Annotated in this window: 10 protein-coding genes and 1 tRNA gene; 4 read left to right on the forward strand and 7 right to left on the reverse strand. The window is 50.8% G+C overall.

The annotated features are described in order from the left end of the window. The first annotated feature begins 6 nt into the window (after nt 1–6). From H4F65_RS10645 to H4F65_RS10655, 3 genes are all read left to right on the forward strand, one after another. Nucleotides 7–4,080: a non-ribosomal peptide synthetase gene (locus H4F65_RS10645; RefSeq protein WP_010279671.1), complete on the forward strand. Its 4,074-nt coding sequence runs from the start codon at nt 7–9 to the stop codon at nt 4,078–4,080. Between the two features lie 64 nt (nt 4,081–4,144). Continuing rightward, nucleotides 4,145–4,771: a hypothetical protein gene (locus tag H4F65_RS10650; protein ID WP_010279670.1), complete on the forward strand. Its 627-nt coding sequence runs from the start codon at nt 4,145–4,147 to the stop codon at nt 4,769–4,771. A gap of 52 nt (nt 4,772–4,823) precedes the next feature. Next, the gene (locus H4F65_RS10655; RefSeq protein WP_010279669.1) at nt 4,824–5,840 is read left to right on the forward strand and encodes an NADP-dependent oxidoreductase; all 1,017 of its coding nucleotides are present in this window, start codon (nt 4,824–4,826) and stop codon (nt 5,838–5,840) included. A 62-nt stretch (nt 5,841–5,902) separates the two neighbouring features. On the opposite strand, the gene H4F65_RS10660 is transcribed toward H4F65_RS10655, so the two are convergent. From H4F65_RS10660 to rlmE, 6 genes are all read right to left on the reverse strand, one after another. Next, nucleotides 5,903–5,989: transfer RNA gene (locus H4F65_RS10660), tRNA-Leu, on the reverse strand. Nucleotides 5,990–6,013: 24 nt separating this feature from the next. Then, on the reverse strand, nt 6,014–6,346 hold the full coding sequence (gene secG / locus H4F65_RS10665; protein ID WP_010279668.1) for a preprotein translocase subunit SecG: 333 nt from the start codon (nt 6,344–6,346) through the stop codon (nt 6,014–6,016). Between the two features lie 249 nt (nt 6,347–6,595). Continuing rightward, entirely contained in the window at nt 6,596–7,933 is a 1,338-nt protein-coding gene (gene glmM / locus H4F65_RS10670) for a phosphoglucosamine mutase (protein ID WP_010302570.1), read from the reverse strand. 8 nt (nt 7,934–7,941) lie between these two features. Then, entirely contained in the window at nt 7,942–8,775 is an 834-nt protein-coding gene (folP, locus tag H4F65_RS10675) for a dihydropteroate synthase (protein ID WP_010283046.1), read from the reverse strand. Nucleotides 8,776–8,892: 117 nt separating this feature from the next. After that, nucleotides 8,893–10,833 (reverse strand): ATP-dependent zinc metalloprotease FtsH, encoded by a 1,941-nt coding sequence (ftsH, locus tag H4F65_RS10680; RefSeq protein ID WP_010283045.1) that lies wholly within the window; start codon nt 10,831–10,833, stop codon nt 8,893–8,895. Between the two features lie 56 nt (nt 10,834–10,889). Further along, the gene (rlmE, locus tag H4F65_RS10685; protein ID WP_005971510.1) at nt 10,890–11,519 is read right to left on the reverse strand and encodes a 23S rRNA (uridine(2552)-2'-O)-methyltransferase RlmE; all 630 of its coding nucleotides are present in this window, start codon (nt 11,517–11,519) and stop codon (nt 10,890–10,892) included. 143 nt (nt 11,520–11,662) lie between these two features. On the opposite strand from rlmE, the gene yhbY reads away from it, so the two are divergent. Then, a complete protein-coding gene (yhbY, locus tag H4F65_RS10690; RefSeq protein ID WP_010283039.1) occupies nt 11,663–11,956 on the forward strand; it encodes a ribosome assembly RNA-binding protein YhbY in 294 nt (97 codons plus the stop codon). Nucleotides 11,957–12,084: 128 nt separating this feature from the next. On the opposite strand, the gene greA is transcribed toward yhbY, so the two are convergent. Continuing rightward, on the reverse strand, nt 12,085–12,561 hold the full coding sequence (gene greA, locus H4F65_RS10695) for a transcription elongation factor GreA (RefSeq protein ID WP_010283037.1): 477 nt from the start codon (nt 12,559–12,561) through the stop codon (nt 12,085–12,087). Nucleotides 12,562–12,639: the final 78 nt, after the last annotated feature.

Raw genomic sequence — 12,639 nt, forward strand, 5'->3', positions numbered from 1 at the left:
TCGATAATGACGCAGCTTCCCACCGCAAAACTGACCTCGCTTAGCCTGGATGAACTCAAAAAGCTGGCAAGAGAAAAGAAGAAAACGGGCAACGCATCTTCAGGCAAAGCCATTGTTCCGCACGCGACACCCGGCAGAGTACATTTCCCCATGACCAGCGCGCAGAAGCGCATCTGGATGCTCTCCCAATACCTTGACGATAGTCAGGTCTACAATAATCCCTATGTGCTTGCCTGCAGGATCGAGCACGACATGGAGCCGCAGCGAGTACAGCAAACGCTCGACTATCTGATGCAACAACATGACATTCTGCGTACGACATTCCGGCTGGTCGACAACGATGTGTGCCAGTGTGTTGCTGACGACATATCTTTCACGTTCAGCTTTGAAGATATCTCCGCATTCAGCGAAGAGGACATTGAAAAATATGTCTCGGAGACGGCCAAGGCGAAAGGGAATATTGTTTTTGATCTGGAGAATGGCCCCTTGGTTTATCTCCATATGGTCAAAACCCATCAGTATGACTATGTGCTGTTCCTGACCTTTCATCACATTATTTCCGACGGGTGGACGGTCAATGTGTTCTTCAAGATGCTCATGGAAAACTACTTTCGTCTGCTGCAGGGCGGGACATTACCCAGCGAAAAAACGCTCCAGTTCACCGATTATGCACTGGCGGAAGATCGCTGGTATACCGAGGGCCAATACCAGACCGGGCTGGCCTACTGGGCGAAGAAGCTGGATGGCATCACAGGGCAGTTAGATCTGGCGACGGACTACCCGCGTCCAGCCAAAATGAGCACCACCGGGGGAATCGCCAGCCAGTTCTTTGATGCGGCTTTCTGCCAGCGCTTACAAATCTGTGCGACACAGCATCAGGCGACACAATTCCACGTTATCCTCACGGCATACCAACTCCTGCTGCATAAATACAGCGGGCAGCAGGAAATCATCATCGGCGCACCGTTTGCCAACCGAAATTTACCTGCCACGCAAAACATGATGGGGCTATTCATGAATACCCTGCCATTACGTTTTGATATCGATCCTAATGTCAGTGTCGCCTCCCTGATTGAGGGCGCGCGCGACGAGTGTGAAGAAACCTTGAGATACCAGGATGTGCCGTTCAATTATATTCTGGACGAGATTACCTATGTGCGTAATCCCCAGATCAATCCCATCTTTCAGGCAATCTTGACGTATCAGGTCTTCCCCCATTTTCACAGCAGCCATGGCGGGTTCAAATACAAGCCGTTAAAAGTGGATTACGGCACCGCAAAACTGGATCTGAATTTATGGGTAGAAGAAGACAAGGATAGCGACGGCCTGCTGTTCACCATGAACTACAGCAGCGCATTATTTTCCAGCAGCACCATCCAGCGCATGCTGAACGATCTGCGGACGGTTCTTGAAACCTTAATCACCCAGCCGCAGTTAACCGTTCGGGATATCTCACTGTTAAGCGACGAAGAACGCCGCGCGACAATCGCACAATGCCGCCCGACCGCTAACACATTCCCGCCAGCGGTTCATCAGCAGTTTGAACAACAGGCACAGCAACATCCCGATGCCATCGCGGTTCACTGTGAAGGCCGCACGTTCAGCTATGCTCAGCTCAATGAACGGGCAAACCAGCTGGCTCATCAGCTCCAGAAAGACGGCATTGCTCATGGCGAGTGTGTCGCGCTGTTCATGCCGAAAAGCGAGTATTACGTCATCGCGATTCTGGCCGTGTTAAAGGCAGGCGGATGCTATGTTCCCATCGATATCGATCTCCCTGAACAACAGGTTGAGTTCATCCTGCAAAATTCCGCCGCCCGCTGTGTCATCATCGACGAACAGGCACCCGGTGACGGGCTCCCCTGCCTCTACGTCAGACAAAATCGCAGCATGATGCCAGTAAGCAACCCATCGCAGCCACAGGCTACGGATGGTCCGGCTTACATCATTTATACCTCGGGCAGTACCGGCAAACCGAAAGGCGTTCGTGTCAAACACTCGCAGCTTAGCCACTACTGTCAGGCCATTCGACCCGTGCTCAACCTGCCGCACAATGCCCGCTACGGCATGTTTTCATCCTTCACCACCGATTTAGCACACACGGTACTGTTCCCCGCGCTGATTCATCAGGGTCAGTTAGACGTGATCAGCACGGAATTACTCCGCTCCCCACAGGAGCTGTTCGCTTATCTGGCGCAATACCCGGTCGATTGCATAAAGATTACGCCGTCGCATTTAGCGACGTTATTGACGTCACCGCAGGCTGAAGCGTTGTTGCCTCGCCAGTTATTGGTTATCGGCGGAGAACGTGTTCCTCTGTCACTCATCAAGCGTGTACGCGAGTTCCAAACGTCTTGCCGCCTCCTCAATCATTATGGGCCAACCGAATGCACCGTCGGCGTCACCACCTATCCGGTGCCAAACGATCTCAGTCTCCTTTCAGGCGACTATTTGCCTATTGGTAAACCTCTGTCTGATAGCCATGTTCTGCTGCTCGATCCTTATCACCAGCTCGTTCCGGCTGGATTACCAGGAGAAATTTATCTGGGCGGTTCGCATGTCGCAGAAGGGTACATCGGCCTGCCAGATCAAAATAACGCGCGCTTCATTCCTCACCCTTACCTTGAGGGCGAACGGCTTTATCGCAGCGGTGACAAAGGCCGTTTCCTGCCTGATGGCAATCTTGAATTTATGGGGCGTTTGGATCGTCAGGTTAAAGTGCGCGGCTACCGTGTTGAGCTGACGGAGATCGAACAGGCATTGCAACAGGTTGCTAATGCGACCCACGTTGCTATTAAACAAAACACGCTGCCCCATGGCGAAACTGTCTTAACCGCGTACCTGTGCGGCATTGATGAACCCAGTCAGGCCACAGTAAAAACGGCACTGCAAAAAAGGCTGCCAGACTATATGCAGCCAGAACGCTGGGTATGGCTAGACGCGATGCCATTAACAGCCAGCGGTAAGATAAATTATGCCGCGCTACCCCTGCCTTCAGCAGAAAAGCGCGTAGCATTCCATGCCCCGGAAAATCAGCGTGAACACGACCTGCATGAAATTTATCGCGACATTTTACAAAGCGAGACGATTGATACGCAGGAGAGCTTCTTTACCCTTGGTGGGAATTCTCTCAGCGCATTAAAGCTTATCCTGAGCGTTAATCAGCACTTTGGGACATCCCTGTCTCTGGGGCAGCTGTTCGAAAACAGCAGCATTGCCCAGTTGGCCCGCGTGATTGAAGACAAGGGATCGCAGACTCAAGCCGCAAGGGTGACGATCAATCGTGGGCAGCCTGAAGATAACCCCACTTTGCTTCTGATCCATCCCGCTGGCGGTAACGTGCTTTGTTATTCCGGGCTGGCGCGTGAATTGGGCGAGCGCTATCCGATCTATGGCATTCAGGTGCCCGATTTCAGTGTTAACCAGCCTTATAACGCCGATATCAAAGCGCTTGCCGCTTTCTATCTTTCAGAAGCTGGCGACATCGTTCATCACTCCCGTCTGGTACTCGGAGGATGGTCTCTCGGTGCAACTATCGCTTTTGAAATGGCGCAGCAGATCGCGAAAAAAGGCATAACACCGACGGTATTAGTGTTGGACCAGCCTGCTCCAGAGATCAACATCGATGGCTCAGCAGACATGAACGAGGCGGAGCGTCTGGCGTATTTTGCGCATAAAGTGGCTTTGTTTACCGGTGCATCTTTCGATCTTTCAGAGCAGTCGCTTGCAGACATGAGCAATGCGCAACGAACGTCGCGCTTTCTGGCCGAATTTAAACGTGTGGGACTGGTTCCTGAGTCGATTGGGCCTGGAGAATTTCAGGACTTTATCAATATCCTGCAAACCCATATCTATGCGACGGACGCTTACCGTGGCGAGCGCTACTCAGGTGATGTGCTGGTCGTCGAGGCGGAAGATATTTTACCCGGCCGTATCCGCCTGCCAGAGTCGGGGCTGGGGTGGCGTCGCCTCACTTCAGGTTGCCTGACGGTACTGCCGACGTCCGGCGATCATATCTCAATGATGAACGCACCGCACATTTCCCGCATAGCCGAACAGCTCAAAAAAGTATGGCAATAACACATTCGCCGTCTGCGGTTTCAAACGCAGAACGGCGATTTTATGACGTAAGTGAGGAGAAAACATGGGTCATCCCCCGTCGTTAACCGTTTGGCGATATCTGGTATCGCGCGATGCGCTTCTGACCATCATCATACCAGTCGTTATGTATAACATCGCATTTTTACAATGGGGGGCTGGCGTCGCGCTGTTAATAACCGCGATCTATTCCGGTGTACTGCAACTCATCAGCCGTTGGCAAGGCTATCTGCCAATCATTGCTCTCATCCTGGTATCGGGGCTTAGCCACTACCTTTATCTGGAAGGCGTCATCTTGTTCGATATCCATCAAGAGAGCGTCTTTTTGGCGGTCAGCGGCGCAATTTCAACCGTGATTATTTTTACCATTTACAGCATCAAGGGGCGTCCGGTCATACAAACATTGGCGGAACAAGCCACGCCAGCGCTGAAGACACTCCCCGTTTATGGCACACCGCAGTACGTCCGCGTCTGGAACGAGGTATCACTGGTCTGGATTCTGGTTTACCTGGTGAAAGCCATCATTATCTACCTCCTTTCCCGCCAGCCTGGTTTGCCGATGGATACGCTTGTCCTCATCAGCGGATGGCCTCTTACGCTACTGCTGGTGATCTTCAGTTTCCGATGGCCAAAGCATCGCTGGTCGTCACTTGCACACGATAACGCTGCCTGATTAGCGCTGCAGGTAGTGCATAACATCATGAATGCTAAATATAGGGAATATTATGAACCCGTTAGAAAACAAGCTGATTGTACTGAATCGTCATCCTGATGGCCCCGCACAGTTAGAGGATTTCAGGCTCGAAGAACGCCATATCAATGCACTACAGCCCGGCGAATATCTGGTTGAAAACAAATGGCTATCCATTGACCTTTATACACGCCCACGGCTTAACAAGAACACAGCCTACGTGAGCCCAATCAAACAGGGAGAAGTGATTCAAGGTGAAACAGTAGGCTACGTCGTGGCAACGAAGAACCCACACTTTAAGGTTGGAGATTGCGTGTTCACCTTTTCAGGCTGGCAGAAATACTATGTCGGCACGCCTCAGGATTTTATTACGCATCGCCTGCCGCCAACGGCTCTGTCACCCTCTATTTTTCTCGGCGTGGTAGGCACACCGGGACGTTCCGCTTATTTTGGCATGAGCAAAATTGCCAAACCTAAAGCGGGAGAAACGCTGGTGGTATCCGCCGCATCAGGGGGCGTAGGTTCCGTCGTCGGTCAGTTAGGCAAACAGGCTGGATGCCGGGTTGTGGGTCTGGCTGGAAGCGAAGAGAAATGTCGCTATGTCGTTGAGACATTAGGCTTTGATGCCTGTGTTAACTATAAAGAAGATGACTTAAATCACGCCTTGCGGTCTGCCTGCCCTGACGGAATTGATATCTATTTTGAAAACGTTGGCGGCAGGATTTCACTTTTTGTTGCCAAACTACTTAACGAAGGCGCCAGAGTCCCCGTCTGTGGCAGTGCGGCACAATACAATCAGGATCCTGACGTTGACGCATCCAGCACCGTAGCATTTTTCTCTTCTTTACCCGATGCCCCACTAAGCCGCTTTTTTCTTGTGACAGAATGGTTTAAAGACTATGCGGAAGCAAATATCTGGCTATTGGATGCCGTGGAGAAGGGGCAGTTAAAATATCGAGAGAACATTATTGAGGGAATAGAGAATGCGCCTCAAGCCTTTATCGACTTATTAGACAGCAAACACTTTGGCAAGCAGCTAGTGCGCCTGTAAGACACTGAGACAGTAAATTAAAGACAAAAAAATAGACGTCGATTGACGTCTATTTTTTATGTTGGTACCGAGGACGGGACTTGAACCCGTAAGCCCAATCGGGCACTACCACCTCAAGGTAGCGTGTCTACCAATTCCACCACCACGGCATCACAATTACTGCTTTAAAACGCTTACTTCGGAATGTCACTCGCCGGCGTTGAAGGCGCAGCAGGCGTTGTCGTCTGCTCGACTTTTTCTGGCTGGCTCAGGTTATCCCATGCACCGCCTCTTTTCTGCAGCGAACTTAAGTTGCCCAGAATGAGACTGATGATGAAGAACAGGGTCGCCAGTATCGCCGTCATGCGGGTCATGAAATTACCAGAGCCGCTCGAACCGAACAAAGTGGCAGAAGCACCTGCTCCGAACGACGCTCCCATATCAGCACCTTTACCCTGCTGAAGCATGATCAAGGCAACCAGCCCGATCGATACTAACAGGAAAATCACTAATAGAGCTTCGTACATAGTCGTACCCGTTAACCGTTTTCCCCATGATTCATGGAGATGCTATATTCTGGCGGTAAACCGCGTGTCATTCCGCTAAGCAGGATGGAGAACATCCCTTATCAAGCGGGTCTGAATACTAACCAAAGGATGTAGCGTACGCAAGGGTAATTTGGTCACGACAGGTTGATTGCAGAAAAAAACAGCGGCTTTCGACGCAAGAGACCTATCGAAAGCCTTATCACCCTGATTGGCGAGTCAAAAACGCCCTCAGCCAGCAGCTTTTACCGCATCGGCAATACGATTCGCCAACGCGATGACCGTCTCTTCGTGTTCACCCTCAACCATAACGCGGATGAGTGGCTCAGTGCCAGATTTACGCAACAATACCCGCCCGCGTCCGGCCAATTCTTTTTCCACATCCTGCGTAATCTGCTGTACGTTTTTGTCTTCCAGCGGATCGTGTTCCCCTGTAAACCGCACATTGACCAGAATCTGTGGAAACAGCTTCATACCGCTGCATAAATCATGCAGGCTCATATGGTTTTTCACTATCGCAGTAAGGACTTGCAAACCAGCAATCACACCGTCGCCCGTCGTAGTTTTGTCCAGCAGGATCACATGACCGGAGTTTTCTGCCCCGATGCGCCACCCTTTTGCCTGCATCATTTCTAATACATAGCGGTCACCCACTTTGGCACGAGCAAACGGGATACCCAACTGCTTTAACGCTACCTCAAGCCCCATGTTACTCATCAGCGTGCCTACCGCACCACCGCGCAGTTGCCCTTGGCGTAGACCTTCGCGGGCGATGATATACAGGATCTGATCGCCATCAACCTTGTTGCCTAAATGGTCGACCATGATGAGCCGATCGCCATCGCCGTCAAACGCCAGCCCAACGTCCGCTTTCTCAGCCAGTACGCGCGCCTGTAGCTGTCTGACGTCCGTCGCCCCGCATTCTTCATTGATGTTCATCCCATCAGGCTCACAGCCAATCGCGATGACTTTAGCGCCAAGCTCGCGCAATACGCTAGGGGCGATATGATAGGTAGCGCCATTGGCACAATCGACGACGATCTTTAAACCGTTAAGGCTCAGTTCGCTCGGGAACGTTCCCTTACAAAATTCGATGTAGCGTCCGGCAGCGTCAACAATGCGGCTGGCTTTGCCTAATTCAGCCGACTCTACACACGTCAACGGTTTTTCCAGCTCAGCCTCGATCGCTTCTTCTACGTCATCCGGCAGCTTAGTGCCGTCAATTGAGAAGAATTTAATACCGTTGTCGTAATACGGGTTGTGAGAAGCAGAAATCACGATACCCGCTTCCGCACGGAACGTACGGGTCAGATAAGCAACCGCAGGCGTCGGCATCGGGCCGGTAAAAGAAGCCGACAAACCCGCAGCTGCCAGCCCGGCTTCTAGCGCAGACTCCAGCATATAGCCAGAAATACGGGTATCTTTGCCGATGATAATCTTACGAGAACCATGTCGCGCGAGAACTTTCCCAGCGGCCCAACCCAGTTTAAGTACAAAATCAGGGGTAATCGGCGTATCGCCAACCTTGCCACGTACGCCATCGGTACCAAAATATTTGCGGTTACTCATCTCGTTTTTTATTCCTTCGCAGAAAGGGTGGCCTCAACAATGCGCATGGCATCAGCCGTTTCTTTTACATCGTGCACGCGAATAATCTGTGCTCCCTGCATCGCCGCAATCACTGCGCAGGCGATGCTGCCGTGAACCCGCTGCGCAGGCGGTACATTGAGGATCTGTCCAATCATGGATTTCCTCGACATGCCAACCAGAAGAGGCAGTTCAAAACGATGTAACTCGCTCAGACGAGCCAGAAGCGCATAATTATGGGCAAGATTCTTACCGAATCCGAACCCAGGATCCAGCAATAGCTTACTTTTCGGAATATTGGCGTTCACACAGCGATCAATCTGCTGCTGCAAGAAATCACCAATATCCCGCATCAGGTCATCATAATGCGGTTTGTGCTGCATAGTTTTCGGCATACCCTGCATATGCATCAGGCACACTGGCAGACCTGTTGCCGCAGCCGCCTCCAGAGCTCCGGGCTCTTGCAACGCGCGGATATCATTAATCAGATGTGCTCCCGCCTGCGCCGATGCTGTCATCACTTCCGGCTTTGAGGTATCGACCGAGATCCATACGTCAAAACGTTTAGCAATGGCTTCGACCACGGGAACTACACGGTCCAGCTCTTCTTCCGTGCTCACCTCAGCCGCACCGGGACGCGTCGATTCACCGCCAATATCAATCAGGGTCGCGCCAGCGTTAACCATCTCCTGAACGTGCAGTAATGCCGCATCAAGCTTGTTGTGTTTACCACCATCGGAAAAAGAGTCCGGCGTGACGTTAAGAATGCCCATGATGTGTGGGCAGGAAAGATCCAGCGTTGAGTCTCTGGCAACCAGTTGCATGATTTACCTCCGCAGTCTGGTGTAGTTAGCATGAAATGTGGTTCGAAGAACACTCCCAGTAAAAAACCCCAGCCTGAGCTGGGGTTTCGTAAGTTACAGATGTGAATCGCAGGCGGATTATTTGTCGTCCACTTGCTCAGACATCGTATTACCAGGATTAGGCGTCTGCGGCTCATCTACTGGCGTAGGGGCTTTAGGTGTACCGCCACCGTTACCAGAATCGTTGTCAGAACGAGACTCTTCCCAACCTGCTGGCGGACGTACTTCTTTCTTACGTCCCATCAGGTCATCGATCTGCGGCGCATCAATGGTTTCATACTTCATCAACGCATCTTTCATTGAGTGAAGAATATCCATGTTTGCCATCAACAGCTCACGAGCACGCACATAGTTACGTTCAATCAGCGATTTTACTTCCTGATCGATAATACGCGCGGTTTCATCTGACATGTGCTTGGCTTTTGCCACGGAACGACCGAGGAATACCTCACCGTCTTCTTCCGCATAGAGCAACGGACCAAGTTTCTCAGAGAAGCCCCACTGCGTCACCATGTTACGAGCAATCGAGGTTGCCACTTTGATGTCGTTAGACGCGCCCGTAGAGACATGTTCCACGCCATAAATAATTTCTTCGGCCAGTCGACCACCGTACAGCGTAGAGATCTGGCTTTCCAGTTTCTGACGGCTAGCGCTGATTGCATCGCCTTCAGGCAGGAAGAACGTCACACCCAGCGCACGACCACGCGGAATGATCGTCACTTTATGAACCGGATCGTGTTCTGGCACCAGGCGACCAATGATCGCATGCCCAGCTTCATGATATGCCGTCGATTCTTTCTGCTTCTCAGTCATTACCATGGAACGGCGCTCTGCACCCATCATGATTTTGTCTTTTGCTTTCTCGAACTCGACCATCGAAACAACGCGTTTGTTGCCACGAGCGGAGAACAATGCGGCTTCGTTAACCAGGTTAGCCAAATCCGCACCAGAGAAGCCTGGCGTACCACGTGCAATCACTGACGCATCGATATCTGGAGACAGCGGTACGCGACGCATGTGAACTTTCAGAATCTGCTCACGACCGCGAACATCTGGCAGGCCAACCACAACCTGACGGTCAAAACGACCTGGACGCAGCAATGCGGGGTCAAGAACATCGGGACGGTTAGTCGCCGCAATAACAATAATGCCTTCGTTGCCTTCAAAGCCGTCCATCTCAACCAGCATTTGGTTCAGCGTTTGTTCACGTTCATCGTGACCACCGCCCAAACCTGCGCCACGCTGACGGCCAACGGCGTCGATTTCATCGATAAAGATGATACAAGGTGCGGCTTTCTTCGCCTGTTCGAACATGTCACGGACACGGGAAGCACCGACACCGACAAACATTTCAACGAAGTCAGAACCGGAAATCGTAAAGAAAGGGACTTTTGCTTCACCGGCAATCGCTTTTGCCAACAGCGTTTTACCTGTTCCCGGCGGGCCGACCATCAGAATGCCTTTCGGAATTTTACCGCCCAGTTTCTGGAAACGGCTAGGTTCGCGCAGGTACTCGACCAGTTCGCTAACCTCTTCCTTCGCTTCGTCACAACCCGCTACATCAGCAAACGTCGTCTTGATCTGATCTTCAGTCAGCATGCGCGCTTTGCTCTTGCCGAAGGACATCGCGCCTTTACCGCCGCCGCCTTGCATTTGACGCATGAAGAAGATCCAGACGCCAATCAGTAACAGCATCGGGAACCAAGAAATAAAGATAGAAGCCAGCAAGCTCGGTTCTTCCGGCGGCTCACCAACGACTTTCACGTTCTTCGTTAGCAGGTTATCCAGTAGCTTGGGGTCATTGACAGGAATGTAAGTCGTGTATCTGTTGCTGTCTTTTTTGATAACACTGATCTCACGCCCGTTAATACGTGCTTCACGGACCTGATCCTGATTCACTTCAGTCAAGAAGGTTGAATAATCCACCCTACGGCCATTCGACTCGCTGGGCCCAAAGCTCTGGAAAACAGACATCAGCACCACTGCGATGACTAACCAGAGAATTAGGTTTTTCGCCATGTCACTCAAGGGATTAACCTCATATTACAACTGTGTTAAAAAACAGCGTTAGGGTACTACAGTTTCCGCCCTGTCGCTACAATATACACTTCACGAGACCGGGCACGTGAGGCGTCTGGTTTACGAATTTTCACTTTCGTAAACAGGGAGCGAATTTCCCGCAGGTATTCATCAAAGCCTTCTCCCTGAAACACTTTCACCAGGAAACTTCCGCCTGGCGCTAATACATCCCGACACATACCAAGTGCTAATTCAACCAGATACATCGACTTCGGAATATCAACGGCTGGTGTACCACTCATGTTAGGGGCCATGTCAGACATCACCACCTGAACTTTGCTGTCGCCAACCCTTTCGAGCAAGGCTTTGAGGACCAGTTCATCACGAAAGTCCCCTTGCAGGAAATCGACGCCGACAATCGGATCCATTGGTAAAATATCGCACGCGATAATTCGACCATTCCCACCAATTTGCGTGACCACATACTGTGACCAACCGCCCGGTGCAGCGCCTAAATCCACAACGGTCATACCGGGTTTAAATAGTTTGTCGCCCTGCTGTATTTCGTCAAGTTTAAACCAAGCACGTGAACGCAGCCCTTTTTTCTGGGCTTGCTGCACATATTTATCGCTAAAGTGTTCCTGCAACCAGCGACTGGAGCTTGCAGAACGCTTTTTATTCGCCATCGATTTTCCAACTATTCTCAGTAACACGCTCGTGGTGGGGAGAAACTTCTCACATATTACCAATCAGAACAGTCAAATTGGTTATAATCATGAGATGGCGGTAGAATGAACCGTTTTCAATCCCAACCTAAGTAAAAAAGACAATGAACCTAAGTAATAAACAAAAACAACACCTGAAAGGCTTGGCACATCCGCTAAAACCGGTTGTCATGCTGGGCAATAACGGTCTCACCGAAGGTGTTCTGGCTGAGATCGAACAAGCATTGGCACATCACGAACTGATCAAGATAAAAGTAGCGACAGAAGACCGCGAAACCAAAGCCTTGATTGTTGAAGCGATTGTTCGTGAAACGGGTGCCGCTAACGTTCAGGTCATCGGCCATACGTTGGTGCTCTACCGTCCTGCGAAAGAACGTAAAATTGTGTTACCACGATAACACTTTTTATTTCTGGATACTCGGTTTTAACGGAAAGGTGCCATGCCTCTCGGTTAGAGAAAAGGCCGCAAGCGGCCTTTTTCTTTTCTTTACAAATTTTGCTGTTTTAATCAACAATACGGCAAAATTTACAGATATTCGACCTTCAGGATCTCATATTCCACGTCGCCGCCCGGCGTACGGATAACCACAACGTCATCTTGCTCTTTGCCGATCAGACCACGCGCGATGGGCGAATTTACTGAGATCAGATTCTGTTTAAAATCTGCTTCGTCATCACCAACAATCCGATAAGTTTGCTCTTCATCGTTATCCAGGTTCATCACCGTCACGGTCGAACCAAAAATAACACGCCCGTTCGCAGTCATCTTCGTAACATCGATAACCTGTGCGTTAGATAATTTAGCTTCAATGTCTTGAATACGTCCTTCACAGAAGCCCTGCTGCTCGCGTGCGGCATGATATTCTGCATTCTCTTTCAGATCACCGTGCTCACGCGCTTCAGCAATCGCCGCAATAATTTCAGGTCGACGTACAGATTTCAGGTGGTCAAGCTCTTCGCGCAATTTTTCAGCGCCACGCAACGTCATCGGAAATTGTTTCATATTATCTATACCTCTAAAAAAGTCCGTAAGACTCAAATAATCGTCATCCTGACGCGCTAAAAATCAAAGGCGACGGAG

Origin of the sequence: Pectobacterium brasiliense, from assembly GCF_016950255.1 — a bacterium.
Classification (GTDB): domain Bacteria; phylum Pseudomonadota; class Gammaproteobacteria; order Enterobacterales; family Enterobacteriaceae; genus Pectobacterium; species Pectobacterium brasiliense.